This is a genomic window from Rhodococcus sp. BE178 (assembly GCF_050433545.1).
Taxonomy (GTDB): domain Bacteria; phylum Actinomycetota; class Actinomycetes; order Mycobacteriales; family Mycobacteriaceae; genus Prescottella.
On the sequence record NZ_JBNPXA010000014.1, the window covers coordinates 72,427 to 93,634 of the forward strand.

18 protein-coding genes are annotated in these 21,208 nt (G+C 70.5%); 14 read left to right on the forward strand and 4 right to left on the reverse strand.

Annotation, left to right across the window (positions count from 1 at the left end; genetic code table 11):
• Positions 1-3: 3 nt before the first annotated feature.
• Positions 4-1,656 carry a DEAD/DEAH box helicase gene (locus J2X34_RS21675; protein ID WP_114721955.1) on the reverse strand — a complete coding sequence of 551 codons (1,653 nt, stop codon included), beginning with the start codon at positions 1,654-1,656 and terminating at the stop codon, positions 4-6.
• Between the two features lie 382 nt (positions 1,657-2,038).
• Between J2X34_RS21675 and J2X34_RS21680 the strand changes: the two genes are divergently transcribed.
• Both J2X34_RS21680 and J2X34_RS21685 read left to right on the forward strand, forming a co-directional pair.
• On the forward strand, positions 2,039-2,719 hold the full coding sequence (locus J2X34_RS21680) for a ferritin-like fold-containing protein (protein WP_114721956.1): 681 nt from the start codon (positions 2,039-2,041) through the stop codon (positions 2,717-2,719).
• Positions 2,720-2,825: 106 nt separating this feature from the next.
• Positions 2,826-3,059, forward strand: a complete 234-nt coding sequence (locus J2X34_RS21685; RefSeq protein WP_174911900.1) for a DUF3107 domain-containing protein — start codon at positions 2,826-2,828, stop codon at positions 3,057-3,059.
• A 76-nt stretch (positions 3,060-3,135) separates the two neighbouring features.
• On the opposite strand, the gene J2X34_RS21690 is transcribed toward J2X34_RS21685, so the two are convergent.
• Positions 3,136-3,807 carry a TetR/AcrR family transcriptional regulator gene (locus J2X34_RS21690; RefSeq protein ID WP_114721958.1) on the reverse strand — a complete coding sequence of 224 codons (672 nt, stop codon included), beginning with the start codon at positions 3,805-3,807 and terminating at the stop codon, positions 3,136-3,138.
• Positions 3,808-4,205: 398 nt separating this feature from the next.
• Between J2X34_RS21690 and J2X34_RS21695 the strand changes: the two genes are divergently transcribed.
• The 4 genes from J2X34_RS21695 (at position 4,206) to J2X34_RS21710 (ending at position 8,165) form a co-directional block, all read left to right on the forward strand.
• A complete protein-coding gene (locus tag J2X34_RS21695) occupies positions 4,206-5,213 on the forward strand; it encodes a DUF3152 domain-containing protein (protein ID WP_397484714.1) in 1,008 nt (335 codons plus the stop codon).
• A 28-nt stretch (positions 5,214-5,241) separates the two neighbouring features.
• A complete protein-coding gene (locus J2X34_RS21700) occupies positions 5,242-6,012 on the forward strand; it encodes an HAD family hydrolase (RefSeq protein WP_258557880.1) in 771 nt (256 codons plus the stop codon).
• A 41-nt stretch (positions 6,013-6,053) separates the two neighbouring features.
• Complete coding sequence (moeZ, locus tag J2X34_RS21705; RefSeq protein WP_114721960.1) at positions 6,054-7,241, forward strand: adenylyltransferase/sulfurtransferase MoeZ; 1,188 nt, start codon at positions 6,054-6,056, stop codon at positions 7,239-7,241.
• Between the two features lie 69 nt (positions 7,242-7,310).
• Positions 7,311-8,165: a TIGR02569 family protein gene (locus J2X34_RS21710; protein ID WP_114721961.1), complete on the forward strand. Its 855-nt coding sequence runs from the start codon at positions 7,311-7,313 to the stop codon at positions 8,163-8,165.
• Here the strand turns inward: J2X34_RS21710 and J2X34_RS21715 are convergent.
• Positions 8,162-8,836: a FadR/GntR family transcriptional regulator gene (locus J2X34_RS21715; protein ID WP_114721962.1), complete on the reverse strand. Its 675-nt coding sequence runs from the start codon at positions 8,834-8,836 to the stop codon at positions 8,162-8,164. The genes J2X34_RS21710 and J2X34_RS21715 overlap by 4 nt on opposite strands.
• Positions 8,837-8,982: 146 nt before the next feature.
• On the opposite strand from J2X34_RS21715, the gene J2X34_RS21720 reads away from it, so the two are divergent.
• From J2X34_RS21720 to J2X34_RS21755, 8 genes are all read left to right on the forward strand, one after another.
• Positions 8,983-10,242 carry a CynX/NimT family MFS transporter gene (locus J2X34_RS21720; RefSeq protein WP_174911894.1) on the forward strand — a complete coding sequence of 420 codons (1,260 nt, stop codon included), beginning with the start codon at positions 8,983-8,985 and terminating at the stop codon, positions 10,240-10,242.
• Between the two features lie 132 nt (positions 10,243-10,374).
• Positions 10,375-11,823: an MFS transporter gene (locus J2X34_RS21725; RefSeq protein WP_114721964.1), complete on the forward strand. Its 1,449-nt coding sequence runs from the start codon at positions 10,375-10,377 to the stop codon at positions 11,821-11,823.
• Entirely contained in the window at positions 11,820-13,934 is a 2,115-nt protein-coding gene (locus J2X34_RS21730) for a molybdopterin oxidoreductase family protein (RefSeq protein ID WP_114721965.1), read from the forward strand. Before J2X34_RS21725 ends, J2X34_RS21730 begins: the two co-directional genes overlap by 4 nt.
• Positions 13,931-15,442, forward strand: a complete 1,512-nt coding sequence (locus tag J2X34_RS21735; protein WP_309473097.1) for an FAD-dependent oxidoreductase — start codon at positions 13,931-13,933, stop codon at positions 15,440-15,442. Before J2X34_RS21730 ends, J2X34_RS21735 begins: the two co-directional genes overlap by 4 nt.
• The gene (gene nirB, locus J2X34_RS21740) at positions 15,439-17,964 is read left to right on the forward strand and encodes a nitrite reductase large subunit NirB (RefSeq protein WP_429519753.1); all 2,526 of its coding nucleotides are present in this window, start codon (positions 15,439-15,441) and stop codon (positions 17,962-17,964) included. Before J2X34_RS21735 ends, nirB begins: the two co-directional genes overlap by 4 nt.
• Positions 17,965-18,028: 64 nt before the next feature.
• Positions 18,029-18,457, forward strand: a complete 429-nt coding sequence (nirD, locus tag J2X34_RS21745) for a nitrite reductase small subunit NirD (RefSeq protein ID WP_429519754.1) — start codon at positions 18,029-18,031, stop codon at positions 18,455-18,457.
• The gene (locus tag J2X34_RS21750) at positions 18,454-19,626 is read left to right on the forward strand and encodes a uroporphyrinogen-III synthase (RefSeq protein WP_114721968.1); all 1,173 of its coding nucleotides are present in this window, start codon (positions 18,454-18,456) and stop codon (positions 19,624-19,626) included. Before nirD ends, J2X34_RS21750 begins: the two co-directional genes overlap by 4 nt.
• Positions 19,623-20,324: a sirohydrochlorin chelatase gene (locus J2X34_RS21755; protein ID WP_429519755.1), complete on the forward strand. Its 702-nt coding sequence runs from the start codon at positions 19,623-19,625 to the stop codon at positions 20,322-20,324. The genes J2X34_RS21750 and J2X34_RS21755 overlap by 4 nt, the downstream gene beginning before the upstream one ends.
• Here the strand turns inward: J2X34_RS21755 and J2X34_RS21760 are convergent.
• A complete protein-coding gene (locus tag J2X34_RS21760) occupies positions 20,278-21,084 on the reverse strand; it encodes an acyl-CoA thioesterase domain-containing protein (protein WP_114721970.1) in 807 nt (268 codons plus the stop codon). The genes J2X34_RS21755 and J2X34_RS21760 overlap by 47 nt on opposite strands.
• Positions 21,085-21,208 lie beyond the last annotated feature (124 nt).

Sequence of the window (21,208 nt, forward strand, 5' to 3'; positions counted from 1 at the left end):
GGCCTACTCGGCTGCTGCCGATGCCGAGACGCTCACCGGCTCCGCGCCGGTCTGGCCGTCGGTTCCCGCGGACGTGCGGCGACGACGACGGCGACGACGGGGTGCGGCGGCGTCGTCGGACGCCGGTCCCGCGGTGGGCGCACTCGTCGACGCAGTCTCGTTGCCCTCGGTCGACTTTTCGGCGGCCGCTGCGGAACCGTCGGTGGCCTTGCCGGCGCGCGTACGGCGACGGCTGCGGGTGCGCTTGGGGGCATCCGACTTCTCGGACTTCTCACCGTCGGCGGCCGCACGCGCGGGCTTCTCGGCCGACTCGGCGCGCTCGGCCCGCGGCTTGCGGATCGTGCCCTTGGCGTCGGTCGGGATCCCCAGCTCCTCGTACAGGTGCGGGGAGCTCGAGTAGGTCTCGACGGGCTCGGCGACACCGAGATCGAGTGCCTTGTCGATCAGCTGCCAGCGGGGGATGTCGTCCCAGTCCACCAGCGTGATCGCGGTACCGGTGCGGCCCGCGCGCCCGGTGCGGCCGATGCGGTGCACGTAGGTCTTCTCGTCCTCGGGGCACTGGTAGTTGATGACGTGGGTGACGTCGTCGATGTCGATACCGCGGGCCGCGACATCGGTCGCGACGAGCACGTCCACCTTGCCGCTGCGGAAGGCCTTGAGGGCCTTCTCGCGGGCGATCTGGCCGAGGTCGCCGTGGACGGCGCCGACGTTGAAGCCGCGCTCGTTCAGGTCGTCCGCGACCTTCTGCGCGGTGCGCTTGGTGCGAGTGAAGATCATCGTCGCGCCGCGGCCCTCGGCCTGCAGCACGCGGGCGACCATCTCGGCCTTGTCCAGCGCGTGGGCGCGGTAGATGTGCTGACTGGTGCGCTCGTGCACCGCGGACGACTCCGGCTCCTCGGCGCGGATGTGCGTGGGCTGGGTGAGGAACGTGCGGGCGAGCGTGATGATCGGACCCGGCATGGTGGCCGAGAACAGCATGGTCTGACGCTTGTCCGGGACCATACCGAGGATGCGCTCGATGTCGGGGAGGAAGCCCAGGTCGAGCATCTCGTCGGCCTCGTCGAGGACCAGGACGCCGACCTTGCCGAGAATCAGGTGGCCCTGGTTGGCGAGGTCCAGCAGACGGCCCGGGGTGCCGACGATGACGTCGACGCCCTTGCGGAGCGCGTCGATCTGCTGCTCGTAGGGGCGACCGCCGTAGATCGAGAGGACCTGGAGCGGCTTCTTGCCGGCCTTGAGGTACTTGGCCGCGTTCTCGAGGTCCTGGGTGACCTGGATGCACAGCTCGCGCGTCGGCACGATCACGAGCGCGCGGGGGGTGCCGTCGAGGGGGGTGGTGCCGGAATCGGTGGTGGCCACCCGGTGCAGCAGCGGGACGCCGAAGCCGAAGGTCTTACCCATACCGGTGCGGGCCTGACCGATGAGGTCGTCGCCGGCGAGGGCGAGGGGGAGCGTGAGCTCCTGGATAGCGAAGGTGCGCTCGATGCCGATCTCGGCGAGCGCCTTGACGATCTCGTCCCGGACGCCGAGCTCGCCGAAGGTCGGCGGGGTGTGCGTCTCGTCCAGCTGCGCGGACAGGGTGGTCTCGGTTGCGTCGTCTTCGTGGTCGATCGTGATCTTGCTCAGGGAACTGGCCTTCCTCGTATCGGCACGCACGCACGAGGTAAGGGGCCAGGCCGTAAGTCGGCCGATGTCGGTGCCCTCTTGTATCGGTGCCCCGGCCGTGTTGCAGGCCCTCGTCTCAGCGCGGAGATCGGTGTCGATCTCGGCGAGACGCGGCGGGCGCCGTCGATCAGGTGCGCGCACATTATCTACAGGAGTCCGTGTCCGAGCCGCGTGCGAATCAGTCCGGATCGCGTACGAAATCGAGTTCGGATCGTCGGCCCCGAAACGCGGAACTGCGGCGGAAATAACGGTCTCCCGTGGCAATTGTAGCGGCCGGGGCGAAGGAACCCCGCACATGCATGGCGCAGATCACGATTCTCGGCGTGTCCCTTCAGGGAAGCTGAGCCGGACGCACGGATTAGGCTGTGGCGTCATGGGAGCCGATTCGTCCACGTCGTCCGTGCCGACCATTGCCGCCGATCACCCCGGTGTGGGCGAACTGTTCGCGGTTCTCGCCTACGGTGAGATCTCCGCGTTCTACCGACTTGCGGAGGACGCCCAGATGGCGCCCACGCTGCAGGGGCGGGTGGCCTTCGCGAGCATGGCCGCGGCCGAGATGGCCCACTTCGAGACCCTCCAGGCGGCGCTGACCGATCGCGGCCTCGAGATCTACGCGGCGATGGATCCGTTCGTGCGCGCCCTCGACGCGTACCACGCGTCGACCGACCCGTCGACGTGGCTGGAGTCGCTGGTCAAGGCATATGTCGGTGACGGTATCGCCGCCGACTTCTACCGTGAGATCGCGCACTCCCTCGACCCCGCGGTCGGCGGCATCGTCCGCGAGGTCCTCGCCGAGGTGGGGCACTCCGAGTTCGTCGTGCAGGAAGTGCGGGCGGCGGTCACGGCGAGCAAGACCGAGAAGGATCGCCTGATGCTGTGGGGTCGGCGGTTGCTCGGCGAGGCGATCACGCAGGCACAGTTCGTGCTGGCCCAGCGCGAGGAACTGACCGACCTGGTGATGAACGCGACCGGCAGCCTCAACGGTGTGGCCGCGCTGTTCGACAACATGCAGGCCAAGCATTCCGAGCGCATGGCGGTGCTGGGCCTGCATTGAGGCGACTGTTCGCTGACAGCACAGCGCCGCAGCGGGCTGGACCGGTCGGTGCTGCACTAATCTGGCCGAGACAGCTGAAAGCGCTCGGAGAGTTCGGAGGTTGACCGTGGAGGTCAAGATCGGTGTAACTGACAGCCCGCGTGAGCTCGTCGTCAACAGCGCCCAGTCGCCCGACGAGGTGGAGGCGCTCGTGAAGGACGCGGTCGCCGGCAAGGCTGACGGTGTTCTCGCGCTCGTCGACGACAAGGGACGCAAGTTCCTGGTGCAGGCGGGACGGATCACCTACGTGGAGATCGGCCCGTCGGACAGCCGCAAGGTCGGCTTCGCGGCTACGAGCTAGAACCGAGACACACACGAAGGGCGCGCAGTCATCCCGACTGCGCGCCCTTCGCGTGTATCGGAAGTGCCGGTCCCGGTTACTTGGACTCGGCGTGCAGCGGCACGTGCGACAGACCGCCCCACGCGAGCGCGACCGTCGTGTCGACGGCCTCCTCCTTCGGGATGGGGCGCGCGGCCTCGAGCCAGTACCGGGCCGTGAACTGGCTGGTCCCGACCAGGCCGACCGCCAGGATGCGGGCCCGGTAGGGGTCGAGCCCGGAGTCGTGCGCCACCAGGTCGAACACCGCATCGACACATGCCTCGGTGGCCTGCTCGACGCGGCGTGCCACCTGCGGCTCGCCCATCAGGTCGGACTCGAAGACCAGGCGGAAACCCTGGGAGTCGTTGTCGACGAAATCGAAGAACGCCTGGACCGCCGCGCGCACTCGCTGCTTGTTGTCCGTCGTGGACCGCAGCGCCTGGCGCACACCCGAGATGAGACTGTCGACGTAGCTCTGCAGCACCGCGACGTACAGCTCGAGCTTGCCCGGGAAGTGCTGGTACAGCACCGGCTTGCTCACTCCGGCACACTCGGCGATCTCGTCCATCCCGGCGGCGTGATAGCCACGGCTGACGAAGACCTCGCTGGCGGCCGCGAGCAACTGAAGGCGCCGCGCATCCCGGGGTAGGCGGGTGCTGCGGCGGGTGCCCTGACCGTTTGCGGTCGTGGCGGCGCGATCGGAGTGTGTCCGATCCGCGAGTTCAGTCATGTCGCTCCCAATCTGCACAAAGAGCCCAGTTCGTTCGGTGTCCGACTTCACGAACGCCTCGGGGCAAGATAAATCATTTGAACGATACCCGGACGGTTCTCGGCCGCATTCGCTGTACTGAGTTGTCGTACCGAGTCGTCGTCCACGGTGACTGACGGTCACTCGGCGGTGCGTCGATGGACCCTGATCGGCCGGCGACAGGCCATCGGCGGCGCTCCTGGTGATGAGTATTCCAGGATCCCACGCCGAGCACCGCGGCGCGAGGGGAGCCCGCGGATTCAGGCGCACCGGGTGAACCGCTCGGCGGACTGTGAGATTCTGGCTGGGTGACTGACCGAGGAGGACCGCGCCTGGGGGGCACAGTTCCCGAGGTGTCCGACGACCCGACGTCCGGCGACATCAGGAACGGCGACAGCAGGAACAACGGATTCGATCCCGGTCGGGTGCCCGATCCGCACGAGCCGCTTCGGGCTCTGTGGGATCCGACGCGCCGGAACATCGGGCGCCCCCGCGTGCCACGCCCGGATCGTGCAGCGAGGAAGCAGAGCCGACTCGGCAAGTTCGTGTCGATGTACGGGTGGCGGGCATACGCAATCCCGGTGTTGTTGATCGTGACCGTGCTGGTCGTCGTGGACGCGGTCCGCGGCTTCGGCGACTCGGGTTCGAGCGCGTCGACCGACCCCGGATTCGGTGAGCTCAGCCACGAGGACGGCACGGACATCATCGGTGTCCCGCCGCTCGCCGACGGCAACTTCGCCGACACCGTGCCCGCCGGTGCGCTGCCCGACGGTGGTCCGTTCACCGCAACGGCCGCCGGCACGTGGCACGTGGTGCCCGGGACCACCGGGCAGGTCGGTCAGGGCGCCGAGCGGGTCTTCACGTACACCGTGGAGGTGGAGGACGGGATCGACACCGCCGGATTCGGCGGCGACGAGTCGTTCGGCCGGATGGTGGACCAGACCCTCGGTAACCCCAAGAGCTGGACCAAGGACCCCCGTTTCGCGTTCCGCAGGGTCGATCAGGGAGACGTCGACTTCCGCATCTCGCTGACGTCGCAGATGTCGATCCGTGAGGCGTGCGGATACGACATCCAACTCGAGGTGTCCTGCTACAACCCGGGCATCGAACGGGTCGTTCTCAACGAGCCGCGCTGGGTGCGCGGCGCGATCGGATTCCAGGGCGACATCGGCTCGTACCGGCAGTACCAGATCAACCACGAGGTGGGGCACGCGATCGGGTACCGGGAGCATCAGCCGTGCGAGACCGACGGCGGATTGGCGCCGGTGATGATGCAGCAGACGTTCGGCACCGCGAACAACGACATCGCCGCGCTCGATCCCGAGGGCGTCGTCCCGATGGACGGCAAGGTGTGCCGGTTCAATCCCTGGCCGTACCCGCGAGTCTGAGCAAGGATCCGAGAAGGAGGGGCCGGCTGTGTCTGTCGCATCGTCCTCGAGCCCGCCCGTCGTCCACATCGGTGACACCGCCTGCGCCGGGTTCCTGTTCGACATGGACGGCGTCGTCACCGACACCGCGCGGGTCCACGCCCGGGCCTGGAGCCGGCTGTTCGACGAGTTCCTCGACGAACGCGGCAAGGGCGAGGCGCACTTCACCGCGGACGACTACGTCAACTACGTCGACGGCCGGCCGCGGGTCGACGGCGTCGCGTCGTTCCTCGCGTCGCGGTCGATCGACATCCCGCGCGGCGACCCGTCGGATCCGCCGGAGGCACACACCGTGTGCGGGCTCGCGGCCCGCAAGGATGCGCTGTTCCTGCACGAACTCGACGAGAACGGCGTGGATGCCTTCCCGGGTACCGTGACACTGATCGAACGGTTGCGCGCCGCGCACGTCCCCGTTGCGCTGGTGACGGCGAGCCGCAACGCGAATCGGGTGCTGACGGCGGCGGGACTGGCCGACAGCTTCGACGCCCGCGTCGACGGCATCGACGTCGACCGGCTGTCCCTGGCCGGCAAGCCCGACCCCGCGACGTATCTCGAGGGCGCGAGGCGGCTGGGTCTGGCGCCGTCGCAGTGCGTCGTGCTCGAGGATGCTCTCTCGGGCGTCGAGGCGGGCCGCCGCGGGTCGTTCGGGGTGGTCGTCGGCGTCGACCGGACGCATCACGCCGCCGCGCTGCGCGAGGCGGGAGCCGACGTCGTGGTCGCGGATCCGATCGACCTCGAGGTGCGGTTCCCGACGGCCTAGGCTGGACGCGAGCGTTGAACGGTCGATGTCAGGAGTGTGCGGTGCCCGCGAGTAGTCAGCTTCCCCCACTGGTCGAACCCGCAGGGGAGTTGAGCCGCGACGAGGTCGCGCGGTACAGCCGACACCTGATCATCCCGAACGTGGGGACGAGCGGGCAGAAGCGGCTCAAGAACGCCCGCGTACTCGTGATCGGCGCCGGCGGGTTGGGCTCGCCCACACTGATGTACCTCGCCGCGGCCGGTGTCGGCACGATCGGCATCGTCGACTTCGACGTCGTCGACGAGTCCAATCTGCAGCGCCAGGTCATCCACGGCACCGCCGACATCGGACGGTCCAAGGCGCAGAGCGCGCGGGAGAAGATCCGGGAGATCAATCCGCACGTCGACGTGCGCCTGCACGAGTTCCGGCTCGAGGCGTCCAACGCGGTCGAGTTGTTCGGCGAGTACGACCTGATCCTCGACGGCGCCGACAACTTCGCCACCCGCTACCTCGTCAACGATGCTGCCGTCCTGGCCGGCCGACCGTACGTGTGGGGCTCGATCTACCGCTTCGAGGGGCAGGTGTCGCTGTTCTGGGACGCCGCGCCCGACGGCTACGGCGTCACTGGCATCACGCTGCGCGACCTCTACCCGGAGGCGCCGCCGCCGGGGACGGTGCCGTCGTGCGCGGAGGGCGGCGTGCTCGGTGTGCTGTGCGCGTCGATCGGATCGATCATGGCGACCGAGGCGATCAAGCTGATCACCGGCATCGGCGATTCGCTGCTGGGTCGGTTGATGATCTACGACGCGCTGGCGATGAATTACCGCACCGTGAAGCTGAGCCGCGACCCCGACCGGGTGCCGGTCACCGAACTGATCGACTACGACGCGTTCTGCGGTGTGGAGGCCGTCACCGACGCCGATCGGGAGTCCACGATCACGCCGATCGAACTGCGGGAGCTGATCGACTCGGGTGCCGACATCGCGATCGTCGACGTGCGGGAACCGGTGGAGTGGGACATCGTGCACCTGCCCGGTGCGACGCTGATCCCCAAGGGGCGCATCTTGTCCGGCGAGGCCCTCGCGGATCTGCCGCAGGACAAGCGCATCGTGCTGCACTGCAAGACCGGTATCCGATCGGCCGAGGCCCTCGCCGCGATCCGCAAGGCGGGTTTCGCCGACGCGGTGCATCTGCAGGGCGGCGTCATCGCGTGGGCGCAGCAGGTCGATCCGTCGCTTCCCGTCTACTGAGTCGGGTTGTCGAGTCCGTCCCGGAGCGCCTCACCGATCCGACCGGTATCCGGCGGTAGCCTCAGGGCCGTGAGCTCTGCGCAACCTCCCCAGCACGTCTGTTCGACCTTCGGTCTCCGCGAGGTCGAACCGATGGCCCTGGGCGCGGATTGGGAGGGCGGCTGGCGGTTGGGCGACGTCGTGCTCACCCCGGTCGCCGATCACGCCCGCGCGGCATGGTCCGCGAAGGTACGCGAAACCCTGGCCGTGGACGCGGTCCGGCTCGCCCGGCCGGTGCGCGCCACGGACGGCCGTTACGTCGTATCCGGTTGGCGGGCGGACACCTTCATCGTCGGGACCCCCGAGCCGCGCCACGACGAGGTGGTCTCGCTGTCGCTGCGCCTGCACGCGGCGACGGCGCAGTTGGAGCGCCCCCGATTCCTCGCGCAGCCGCCCGTCGCGCCGTGGGCCGATGTCGACGTCTTCGTCGCCGCCGACCGGGCCGCGTGGGAGACGGTGCCGCTGCGGTCGGCCAGGGCGGCGGGTGCGCTCGAGGACCTGTCGCCCGACGGTCAGCGCAGCGTGGAGTTGATCGGGCAGCTCGCTTCGCTGCGCAAGCCGGTGCGGTCCCCGGATCAGCTGGTGCACGGAGACCTGTTCGGCACCGTCCTGTTCGCGGGCAGCGCCGCGCCGGGCGTCACCGACATCACGCCGTACTGGCGTCCCGCGCCGTGGGCGGCCGGGGTGGCCGTCGTCGACGCGCTGTCGTGGGGCGGCGCCGACGAGGGCCTGATCGGACGCTGGGAAGACCTGCCGGAGTGGCCGCAGATGCTGCTGCGGGCGTTGCTGTTCCGGCTGTCGGTGCACACGTTGCACCCGCGGTCCACGCCCGATGCGCTGCCCGGCCTGATGCGTACCGCCGAACTGGTGCGCCTGATCCTCTAGCGTTCGTTCGCGTACCCGGCGAGCAGTTCGTCGAAGAAGCAGCGGGCGGCCCCGACGGCGCGGTCGGCGTCGCCGGCGATCACGGCCTCGACCAGCGAACTGTGCTCGTCGTGGAAGGCGGCCCCGGTGGCGGACACATGCTTGAGGACCGTCGCCTCGATCGCGGGCAACAGTGAGTCGTAGAACTCGAGGTAGACGCGGTTGTGGCTGGCCGCGACGATGCCCCGGTGCAGCGCGATGTCGGCGGCGATCGCGGTGTGCAGGTCGGCCGACTCCCACGCCGTGATCCGATCGTCGAGCAGGCCGCGCAGGGTCTCGATGTCGGAGTTGTCGCGGCGTTGCGCGGCCAGGCCGGCCGCGGTCACGTCGAGCGACTGGCGGAGCTCGAGCACGTCGCGTTCGTGGGCTCCGGCGAAGTACTTGCCGAGGGTGCCGCTGACCTCGGAGTCGGCGAGCACGAAGGTCCCCGAACCCTGGCGCCGTTCGAGCAGTCCTGAATGGACGAGGGCCTGAACGGCCTCGCGCACCGTGTTGCGACCGGTCCCGGTCAGCTCGGACAGCTCGGGCTCGGTGGGGATGCGCGTCCCGACCGGCCAGTTACCGGACCGGATCTCGTCACGGAGCTGTTCGGTCACCTGGGCGATCAGGGTGCTGCGGCGGACGGGTTGCACGGCGCTCCTGCGGGGTTGGCGGTCGTCTCACGAATTATGCTTTGCACACTTTCGTCCGGTCATCCTATGATTTCTCGGGTCGAGTGCAAAGGCCGTTCGGGCCGGGCACTCCCCATTCACCATCTCCCACGGGAACGAGGCAGTAGATGACCGCGTCCGCGACGTCCACACCCATACGAGGACCGCAGCCCCTGCTCGCGGGCCGGGTACTGGTTTTCGCGGCCATCGCCATGTCGGCGCTGACGCTGCGTCTGGCGGTCACGTCGTTCACGCCGCTCGCGTCGCAGATCAGTGACGACCTCGGTTTCTCGTCCACCGTCGTCGGCGTATTCGGCATGGTGCCCACGGCGATGTTCGCCGTGTTCGGTCTGCTCACCCCGGCAATCGCGCGCCGACTCGGGCTCGAATGGACAGCGCTGCTGGCGATGATGATGGCCGGCGTCGGCATGCTCACCCGCGCGATGGTCGGCGACACGTGGTCGCTGCTCGCGCTGTCGGCGCTCGCGCTCGGCGGCATGGGCATCGGCAACGTCGTGATCCCGCCGCTGGTCAAGCGGTACTTCAGCGATCGTCTGGCGCTCATGAGCTCGATCTACATCACGGGCGTGCAGATCGGCACGATCCTGCCGGCGACGGTCGCGGTGCCGCTCGCGGACGCGTTCGACTGGCGCATCTCGCTCGGTGTGTGGTCGCTGCTCGGGTTCGCGGCCGCCGCGCCGTGGCTGATGATCCTCGCCCGCGGCCGCAAGAAGACCTCTGCAGACACAGCCGCCGCGACCACCGCCGCGACGCTGCCGGCGGAGCATGCGCCCGGCCGACCGTGGCGCTCGCCGGTGGGCTGGGGCATGGCCGGCATGTTCGGCATGACCTCGCTCATCACGTACTCGATGTTCACGTGGATCCCCGAGATCCTCACCGAGGCGGGAGCGAGCGAGTCGTTCGGCGGCAGCATGGTCGCACTGTTCTCGCTGATGGGTCTGATCGCGGCGTTCGGCGCGCCCACCGTGTGCGCGCGGATGCGGAACCCGTTCCCGATCGTCGTGGGCTGCGCGGTCTGCTACGCGATCGGCTTCACCGGGCTGTTCCTGGCGCCGATGTCGGTGCCGATCCTGTGGGTGATCATCATCGGGCTCGGGCCCAGCACGTTCCCGATGTCGCTGACGCTGATCAACCTGCGCACCCGCACCCACACCGGGTCGGCCGCGCTGTCCGGCTTCACGCAGGGCATCGGCTACACCGTCGCGTGCATCGGGCCGCTGCTGTTCGGCGTGCTGCACGAGTCCACCGGCGGGTGGGGTGCACCGTTCGCGCTGCTCGGCGTCGCCGTCGTCGTCGTCCTGATCTCCGCGTGGGCGGCGTGCAAGCCGCGCATGCTCGAGGACAGCTGGGGCGGCAAGACCGCCTGACCTGCAGGTCCGTAGACCTCACTGCCCGGATCTGCGCGGGTGAGCGAGAGTTGACGGACGGGTCATCGGGGGCATCACCGCGGCAACATCGGCCTCCTACCTTGGGGTTTCCCACGCAGGTAGGAGGCCCAGGTGACCACACTCTCCGATCGGTCCACAGCACCGGATGCGCACGCGCCGGTGGTGCAGGGGCACTACATCGCGCGCTGGGACGCCGAGGACGTCGACGCGTGGGAGGCCGGCGGCAAGGACATCGCCCGCCGCAATCTCGTGTGGTCGGTGGTCGCCGAGCACGTCGGCTTCTCCGTCTGGTCGATCTGGTCGGTGATGGTGCTGTTCATGCCCACCGACGTGTTCGGCATCGACGCGGCCGGCAAGTTCTTCCTGGTCGCGGTCCCGACCCTCGTCGGCTCGGTGTTGCGGATTCCGTACACCGTCGCCACCGCCCGGTTCGGCGGCCGTAACTGGACGGTGTTCAGCGCTCTGGTGCTGCTGATCCCGACCGTGCTGACGCTGTGGTTCGTGATGCATCCCGGCACGTCGTACACGACGTTCCTGCTGGTGGCCGCCACCGCGGGCGTCGGCGGCGGCAACTTCGCGTCGTCGATGGCGAACATCAACGCCTTCTACCCGCAGCGGCTCAAGGGCTGGGCGCTGGGACTGAACGCGGGTGGCGGCAACATCGGTGTACCGGTGATCCAGTTGGTGGGTCTGCTGGTGATCGCGACCGCCGGCAATACCGCCCCGTATCTCGTGTGCGCGGTGTACCTCGTGCTGATCGCGGTGGCCGCGGTCGGCGCCGCCCTGTTCATGGACAACCTCGGCAACCAGAAGGCGGACCTGCGCTCGATGGCGCAGGCACTGCGGATCCGCGAGTCGTGGATCGTCAGCTTCCTCTACATCGGCACCTTCGGATCGTTCATCGGTTTCAGCTTCGCGTTCGGTCAGGTGCTGCAGATCAACTTCCTCGCCGGTGGCGCCAGTCCCGCGCAGGCCGCGCTGCACGCCGCGCAGATCGCGTTCCTCGGGCCGCTGCTCGGGTCGATCGCCCGCCCGATCGGCGGCAGGCTGGCCGACCGCATCGGCGGGGGCAGGATCACGCTGTACACGTTCGTGACCATGGTGTTCGCGACGGCGGTGCTCGTCGCGGCCGGGACCGTCGACGACAGCACGCCCGGTGCCGCGGGCGCCGGCGCGATGACGGCGCTGGTGATCGGGTTCGTGGTGCTGTTCGTGCTCTCGGGCCTCGGCAACGGCTCGGTGTACAAGATGATCCCGTCGATCTTCGAGGCGCGCTCCCGCGAACTCGCCGGGCTGGACCAACCGGCCCGGGCAGCATGGTCGCGCAACATGTCCGGCGCCCTGATCGGGTTCGCGGGTGCCGTCGGTGGTCTCGGCGGCGTCGGCATCAACCTGGTGCTGCGGGCGTCGTACAGCAGTCCCGCGAAGTCGGCGACGATGGCCTTCTGGGTGTTCCTCGGCTTCTACGTGGTGTGCGCGATCGTCACGTGGTTCGTGTTCCTGCGCCGCCCGTCGGTTTCGGAAGCGACTGCCGGACAGCCGATTGCGGTGTCGTCATGACGGCCACCCTCGCCGCCGCGACGGCGACGCACTGCCCGTACTGCGGTCTGCAGTGCGCGATGACGCTCACGCGCGAGGCCGGGAGCGTGACGGTCGCCGGACGCCAGTTCCCGACCAACCGGGGCGGACTGTGCCAGAAAGGGTGGACCAGCGCCGAACTGCTGCGCCACCCCGACCGGTTGACGACCCCGCTGGTGCGCGACGCGGGCACGCTGCGACGGGCGACGTGGCCGGAGGCGCTGGACCGGGTCGTGGACGGCTTCCGTTCCGCACAGGACGCGGGCGGACGGGACGCGGTCGGGATCTTCGGCGGTGGCGGGCTCACCAACGAGAAGGCGTACATGCTCGGCAAGTTCGCGCGCGTCGCGCTCGGCACGTCGAACATCGACTACAACGGCCGGTTCTGCATGTCGTCGGCGGCCGCGGCGGGGATCCGCGCGTTCGGGCTCGACCGCGGACTGCCGTTCCCGGTCTCGGATCTGACGTCGGCGAAGGCGATCCTGCTCGCCGGCGGCAACGTCGCCGAGACGATGCCGCCCCTGGTCGGGCACCTCACGGCCGCCGCCGACTCTGGCGGGCTGATCGTCGCCGACCCCCGCCGCACCGCCACGGTGGAACGCGCGCTGGCCGGCGGGGGACTGCACCTGCAACTCGCGCCCGGCACGGATCTGCCGCTGGCCCTGGGCATGCTGCACCTCGCGGTCACGGAAGGCCACCTCGACCGGGAGTACGTCGAGGCGCGAACCGACGGGTTCGGCGACACATGGCTCGCGGCGGCACAGTGGTGGCCCGAGCGCACCGAACGCGTCACCGGCGTGCCCGTCGCGTCGCTGCGCCGGGCGGTGGAGATCCTGTCGCGCTCCCGCCGCAACGACACCGGCGCCTACGTCCTCACCGCCCGCGGCGCCGAGCAGCACGCGACCGGCACCGACACCGTCTCGGCGTGGATCGCGCTCGCACTCACGCTGGGCCTGCCGGGACGCCGCGGCAGCGGCTACGGCGCCGTCACGGGGCAGGGCAACGGGCAGGGCGGCCGCGAACACGGGCAGAAGGCCGACCAGCTGCCCGGGTACCGCAAGATCACCGATCCCGTTGCCCGCGAACATGTTGCGCGGGTGTGGGGAATCGACCCGGCGGACCTACCCGGACCGGGGCGCAGCGCGTACGAGCTGCTCGACGCCCTCGGCCGCCCCGACGGTCCCCGCGCCCTGATGGTGCACGGCGCCAACCTCGCGGTGTCGGCGCCGCGGGCCGGCCACGTCGTCGACCGCCTGCGCTCGCTGGACCTGCTGGTGGTGTGCGACTTCCTGCTGTCGGAGACCGCCGCGATGGCCGACGTGGTGCTGCCGGTCCTGCAGTGGGCCGAGGAGGAGGGCACCATGACCAGCCTCGAGGGCCGGGTGCTGCGCCGTCGTCGCGCAACGACCCCGCCGGACGGGGCGCGCGGTGAGCTCGAGGTGTGGCGGGAGTTGGCCGTTCGGCTCGGGCAACCCGCGTCCCGGTTCCCGACCTCGCCGGAGGTGGTGTTCGACGAACTGCGCCGCGCGTCGGCGGGCGGTGTCGCCGACTACGCGGGTGTCACGTACGCGCGGCTGGATGCGGGCGAGGCGCTGCACTGGCCGTGCCCCGACGTCGCGCATCCGGGGACGCCGCGGCTGTTCCTGGACCGGTTCGCGACCGACGACGGGCGGGCGCGGTTCACCGCCGTCGAGCATCGCGGTCCCGCCGAGCCGACGGATACCGAGTTCCCGCTGCTCGCGACCACGGGACGGGTTCTGGCGCACTACCAGTCGGGCGCGCAGTCCCGGCGGGTGGCCGAACTCGCGGCGGCCGCGGGACCGATGTTCGTCCAGGTCCATCCCGACACCGCGGCCCGCGTCGGACTGCGCGACGGCGACGCTGCGACGGTGGTGGCCCGGCGCGGTCGGGTGGCGGCGTCGGTCCGGTGCGACGAGTCGATGCGGCTGGACACCGTCTTCCTGCCGTTCCACTTCGCGGGCGACGCGCGGGCAAACCTGCTGACGAATCCGGCCCTCGACCCGACGAGCCGGATGCCGGAGTTCAAGGTGTGCGCGGTCCGCCTCGAGGCAGGGGCGGGGGTTCGGCCGTGACCCGGCGCGTGGTGATCGTCGGCAACGGCATGGCGGGTGCGCGCCTGGCCGAGGAGTTGCGCCGCCACGAACGCGACCCCGCGCGTCTCGAGGTCGTGGTGTTCGGCGCGGAGCCGCGCGCCGCGTACAACCGGATCCTGCTGTCGAACGTGTTGGCGGGCAGCATCACCGCGCGCGACACCCGGCTGCGGCCGGACGACTGGTGGGCGCGCAACCACGTCGACGTGCGCATCGGGGTGCGGGTGGAGGCGGTCGACACCGGGTCGCGGGTGGTGCGCGGCGGCGACGGCACGGTGCTCGGCTACGACGAGGTGGTCCTCGCGACGGGCAGCACATCGTTCGTGCCGCCGGTCGAGGGGCTGGACGTCGCCGCCGCCGGGGTGGTCGCGTTCCGAACCGTCGAGGACTGCGACCGGATCGCCGACGCCGCGGCGCCGGGGTGCCGGGCGGTGGTGCTCGGCGGCGGCCTGCTGGGTCTCGAGGCGGCCCGGGGGCTGCTGCTGCGCGGCGTCGACGTCACCGTCGTGCACCCCAAGGCGGTGCCGATGGAACGGCAGATGGATGCGGGTGGCGGCACGGTCCTGACCCGTGTGCTCACCGGCCTGGGCATGCGGCTGCTGCTGAACCGGCGCGCGAAGACGCTGCGCGGCAACGGCACTGAACGCCTGCTCGTCCTCGACGACGGCACCGAACTGCCGGCCGATCTGGTGGTGCTCACGGCGGGGATCCGGCCCGACACCGCGTTGGCGCGCGATGCCGGTGTCGTCGTCGACCACGGCGTCGTCGTCGACGACGGACTGCGCACCAGTGCCCCGCACGTGTGGGCGATCGGGGAGTGCGCGCAGCATCGCGGCGAGGTGTACGGGCTGGTGCAGCCCGGCTGGGAGCAGGCCGCGGTGGTGGCCGACCGGATCACCGGCGCCGATCCGGAATCCGAGTACCGGGGCAGCGAGACGGTGACCCGGCTCAAGGCCCACGACATCGACCTCGCGTCGATGGGGGACGTGGGTGCCGACCTGCACAGCGAGAACCACGAGGTGCTCACCGTCGCCGACCCGGCGCGCGGACGCTACGCCAAGGTCGTGGTGCGCGACGAGCGGATCGTCGGCGCGGTCCTGCTCGGCAGCCCCGACGTGGTCGGCACCGTCACCCAACTGTTCGACGCCGGACTGCCGGTGCCGCACGACCGCATGGTGCTGCTGACCGGCCGCGGCGCCGCGGCCACCGAATCGGTGAGCCCCGCCGGGATGCCGGGCGGCGCGGTGATCTGCCGCTGCAACTCGGTGACCAAATCGAATCTCACGGTCGCGTGGCGGTCCGGGGCGCGGTCGCCGGCCGCGCTGGCGACCGCGACCCGCGCGACGACGGGGTGCGGCGGATGCAGTGCCGCGGTGGAGGGCATCTGCGAGTGGCTGCGGAGCAGTGACCCCCAGGTCGGGGATCCCCACAACGACGACGAGACCCACGACGAACGAGAAACACCGTCCCGGAAGGAAGGTGCGGCATGAACGAACGGACCGCGATCGTGATCGGACACGGCATGGTGGGCCACCGCTTCGTGGAGGCGCTGCGGGCGCGCGACGAGGCCGACGCCTGGTCGGTGACCGTGCTGTGCGAGGAGGCCCTGCCGGCGTACGACCGGGTGGCGCTGTCGTCGTACGTCGGCTCCTGGGATGCGAAGGAACTCGCCCTGGCGGGCAACGACTTCGCCGGCGATCCCGCCGTGGACCTGCGGGTGGGGGTGCGGGCGGACGCGATCGACCGGGACGCGCGCACCGTGACGACGTCGACGGGCGAGACGTTGGCCTACGACGCGTTGGTGCTGGCGACGGGTTCGTACCCGTTCGTCCCGCCGGTGTCCGGACACGATCACGACCTGTGCTTCGTCTACCGCACCCCCGGCGACCTCGACGGCATCCGGGCCCGCGCGGAGGCCGCCGGGCCGGGCGCCGTCGGCGTCGTGGTCGGCGGCGGCCTGCTCGGGCTCGAGGCCGCGAACGCGCTGCGCCAGTTGGGGATGTCGCCGCACGTCGTGGAGCACAACGCCCGGCTGATGCCGTTGCAGGTCGACGAGGGCGGTGGTGCGGTGCTGGCCCGCCTCGTGACCGACCTCGGGCTCACACTGCACACCGGAACGGGAATCGGTTCGATCACCGACGGATCGGACGGCGTCCGGGTGGAACTGTCCGACGGGTCGGTGATCGACGCCGCGCTGCTGGTGTTCTCGGCGGGTGTCCGCCCGCAGGATCGGCTGGCCCGCGACGCCGGTCTCGACATCGCCGAACGCGGCGGCATCCTCACCGACAGCGGTTGCGTCACATCCGATCCCGCGGTATTCGCGGTGGGAGAGTGCGCCGCAGTGGAGGGGCGCTGCTACGGCCTGGTCGCACCCGGCTACACGACGGCCGAGGTGGTGGCCGACCGCCTGCTCGGCGGCGATGCGGTGTTCCCCGGCGCCGACCTGTCCACCAAGCTCAAGCTGCTCGGTGTGGACGTCGCGAGCTTCGGCGACGTCCACGCCGTCACACCGGGCGCCCTCGAGGTGGTGCTCAGCGACGCCGCGAAGGGGACGTACGCCAAGCTCGTCGTCTCCGACGACGCGAGGACCCTGCTCGGCGGGATCCTGGTCGGCGACGCGTCGGCGTACGGCTCGCTGCGTCCGCTGGTCGGCCGGGAACTGCCCGGCGACCCGGCCGCGCTGATCTCGCCGGCCGGTGAGAAGCCCGGCGCGGGAACACTTCCCGATGACGCCCAGGTGTGCTCGTGCAACGCCGTGACCAAGGGGGCGATCTGTGCGGCGATCACCGACGGGGCGTGCGACGTCGCGGCGGTGAAGTCGTGCACCGGCGCCGGGACCACGTGCGGCGGGTGCCTGCCGACGGTGAAGGCACTGCTCGCGTCGTCCGGCGTGGAGCTGTCGAAGGCGCTGTGCGAGCACTTCACGCAGTCGCGGGCCGAGCTGTTCGAGATCGTCCGCGCCACCGGTACCCGCACGTTCTCCGGGCTGATCGGGCAGTACGGCACCGGAACGGGTTGCGACATCTGCAAACCCGTCGTCGCGTCGATCCTGGCGTCGACGTCGTCGGAGCACGTACTGGGCGGCGAGCAGGCGTCGCTGCAGGACACCAACGACCACTTCCTCGCCAACATCCAGCGCAACGGTACCTACTCTGTGGTGCCGCGGATGCCGGGAGGGGAGTGCACGCCGGAACAGCTCATCACGATCGGTGAGATCGCGCGGGACTACGGTCTGTATCTCAAGGTGACGGGCGGTCAGCGCATCGACCTGTTCGGCGCGCGGGTGGAGCAGCTACCGGAGATCTGGCGCCGGCTCGTGGACGTCGGTATGGAATCCGGTCAGGCGTACGGCAAGTCGCTGCGCACCGTGAAGAGCTGCGTCGGGTCCACGTGGTGCCGGTACGGCGTCCAGGACTCGGTGGGCATGGCGGTGCGGCTCGAGAACCGCTACCGCGGGCTGCGGGCGCCGCACAAGATCAAGTTCGGGGTGTCGGGGTGTGCGCGCGAGTGCGCCGAGGCGCGCGGCAAGGACGTCGGCGTCATCGCGACCGAGAGCGGCTGGAACCTCTACGTCGGCGGCAACGGCGGGCAGACCCCGCGGCGCGCGCAGCTGTTGGCCGGTGGGCTCGACGACGCCACCCTGATCCGGTACATCGACCGTTACCTCATGTTCTACGTCCGCACCGCCGACCGGCTGCAGCGGACCGCGCCGTGGATCGAGTCGCTCGAGGGCGGCCTCGAACACCTGGCCGCGGTGGTGTGCGACGACGGCCTCGGCATCGCCGACGAGCTCGAGGACGCGATGGCCCGGCACGTCGCCGGCTACCGCGACGAGTGGGCGGGCGTGCTCGACGATCCCGAGAAGCTGTCGCGGTTCGTCTCCTTCGTCAACGCCCCCGAGGTGCCCGATCCGACCGTGGCGTTCGACGACTCCGGCCCGCGCAGGATCCCGGTCCTGATCGGCATTCCGGACGTTCCGGACGGGAGGCGGGAAAGCTCCTCGCGCCGGTAATCGCCGGGTAACCCCGAAGAAACAACCCGACCGTTCAATGAGCAACAGCACAGGGAGGACTGCGATGACGGTGATGGAAAGCTGGGTGCCCGGCACGACCGACACCCACGAGACGGCCTTCGTCACGGAGGAGCGGCACTGGACGTCGGCGTGCGCGCGGGGGCACCTGATCCCCGGCCGCGGCGTGGCCGTGCTGCTGCGGGGCGGTGCGCAGGCGGCGCTGTTCCTGCTGGCGGACGGGAGCCTGCGGGCGGTGGGCAACATCGATCCGTTCGGGCGGGCCGCGGTGATGTCCCGCGGCCTGGTGGGGGACCGCGGTGGCGAGCCGACGGTGGCGTCTCCACTGCTCAAACAGGTGTTCTCGCTCAACGACGGGCGCTGCCTCGACGACGACGGGGTCCGGTTGCCCGTGTACCCGGTGCGGGTGGTTCGCGGTCGCGGCGACGACGTCGTGCAGGTGTGTGTGATCCCGACGAGGGAAGGTTCACCGTGACGGCAGGGGTCCCGCCGACCGGCGACGAACTGCGTGGATTCACGGTCGGGATCACCGCGTCGCGGCGGGCCGACGAGTTCGCGACACTGCTGACGCGGCGCGGGGCCGACGTCGTGCACGCGCCCGCGATCCGGATCATCCCGCTCGCCGACGACGCCGAACTGGCGCGGGTGACGGATGCGGTCGTCGGCGATCCTCCGGACGTCGTGGTCGCGACGACCGGCATCGGGTTCCGCGGCTGGATGGGGGCGGCCGAGGGCTGGGGCCGGGCCGAGCAGTTGCTCATCGCGCTGGGGGCCAGCCGCATCATCGCCCGCGGCCCCAAGGCGAAGGGCGCCGTCCGGGCGGCCGACCTGCGTGAGGAGTGGTCGCCGGAGTCGGAATCGTCGGCCGAGGTGCTCGAGTATCTGCTCGCGGAGGGCGTGGCCGGGCGGCGCATCGCGGTCCAGTTGCACGGCGCGACGACGGAGTGGGAACCGATCCCGGACTTCTGTGCCGCGCTGCGGTCGGCCGGCGCCGACGTCATCGCTGTGCCCGTGTACCGCTGGACACCGCCCGACGACTGCACCGCGCTGGACCGGATGATCGACTGCGCCGCGACGGGCGGACTCGACGCCCTGAGCTTCACCAGTGCGCCCGCCGTGGCCTCGATCCTGGGGCGGGCCAAGGAGACCGGGATGCTCGAGCCGCTGTTGCGGGCGCTCGGTGGCGGTGTCGCGGCGGTGTGCGTGGGCCCGGTGACGGCGGCACCGCTCGCCTCGTTGGGGGTGCCGACCACCGCTCCGGGCCGGTCGCGGCTGGGGTCGCTGGCCCGGCACATCGCGGAGGAACTGCCGCGTCGGGCCGGCCGGCTTCGTGCGGGCGGGCACGAGATCAGCGTGCGGGGTAACTGCGTCGTCGTCGACGGTGAGGTCCGGCAACTGCCACCCGCGGGCATGGTGTTGATGCGCCGCCTGGCCGAACGGCCCGGGTTGGTGGTCTCTCGTGCGGATCTGCTGGCGGCGCTGCCCGGTGGCAGCGACGACACGCACGCGGTGGAGACGGCGATCGCGCGGTTGCGCGGCCATCTCGGTGCGCCCAAGGCCGTGCAGACGATCGTCAAGCGTGGGTATCGGTTGGCGCTGGATCCGGCGGACTACGACCGACTGCTCGAGCCGAGCCGACCGTGACCGGCCCCGCCTTCGTGTTGGTCGCGCACGGCACCCGCAGTCGGGTCGGGGTCGACACCGTCGCGGAACTCGCTGCCGCGGTGGCCGATCGGATCGGGCCGGTGCGCACCGCGTTCGTCGACGTGGTGGGGCCCTCGCCGGCCGAGGTGCTGCGCGACGTCCACGGTCCCGCGGTGCTGGTCCCGGCGTTCCTGGCGTCGGGCTACCACGTCCACACCGACGTGCCGCGCCTCGTCGCCGAGAGTCGGCGCCCCGGTGTGACCGTCACGAAGGCGCTCGGCCCCCACCCGGTCCTCGCGAAGGTCCTGGAGCTACGCGTACGCGAATCCGGTTGGCGGCCAGGAGACGCCATCGTGCTGGCCGCCGCCGGTTCGTCGGATCCGCGGGCCCGCCACGACGTCCGGCGAGCCGCCGCGATGCTCTCGGTTCGGGTGCGCCGCGAGGTCCCCGTCGCCTACATCGCGACCGGGTCGCCGACAGTGCCCGAGGTCGTCGAGCGCCTGCGATCGGAGGGGGAGCGTCGGGTGTTCGTCGCGTCCTACCTGCTCGCGCCGGGTCTGTTCCATGCCCGACTTCACCAGGCCGGCGCCGACGGTGTCGCCGCGCCGCTGGGTGCGGACCCGGCGATCGTCGACCTGATCGCGGAGCGGTTCAGCGCGCGAAGCCCAGTTGGCGTTGCGCGTTCGACAGTGCACTGACGATGCAGGTACCGATCGGCCCGAGCCGGTCGAACATCGTGGTGCTGCCGATGGAGATGCCGTCGACGCTTATGTGATTGTCGGCCTCGAGGCCGATCTCCGGTCCCTCGGGCAGCCGTGACAGCGCCAACGTGAGGTCGGCGTTGATGAAGCCGATTCCCTCGGTTCCCCAGTTGGTCATCAGGCTCGTCGTCTCGCCGACCATCGCGGCACGCACGAACGGTGACGGCTCCTCGCCCGCGACCACGGGAACCTGGTACTGCCATATGCGCTTCCGGCTCGCCCCCTCGTGATCTCCCAGCGACGGTGACCAGCCGGCGGGGTGGTCGTCGCTTCCGATCCACGGATGTGACGGCGCCTGCAGCGGTTCGAGGAGGCTGAGCGGCGGCGGCTGCGGGCTCTCGGGCCGGGTCCACAGTTCCCCCGGCGGCTGGACGCCGCGGCGCAGGAAGACCACCGTTGCCCGTGCGACGGGCTCACCCTTCTGCAGCAGTTCGCCGTCGGCGACGCGGATACGGTTGCCGGTCCGCACGCTGCGGGTCACGACGTCGATCCGCTCGGCGCGCGCGGGCCGGAACAGGTCGACCGTGAGCCGGGCCGGAACGAATCCCTCTGCGCCGTGATCGTTCTCGATGTCGCGGGCGAGCAGTCCGGTGAGTGCGGGCCCGTTGATCATGTCGGACGACCATTTGCTGATCCCCAGTGGCAGCGGCGAGAAACCGTCCCCGTCGCGGGTGAGGAAAGCGATCGATTCGTTCATGGGTGCGCCCACTCCTTCTTCGGTATGTGCCTTCCTGGAACATACGACAAGGGAAGTGACGGGCGGCACATCGGCGTACCCGGGGGACGCACGGATCTTGCGCAGTGGTGTGCAGGAACTGCCC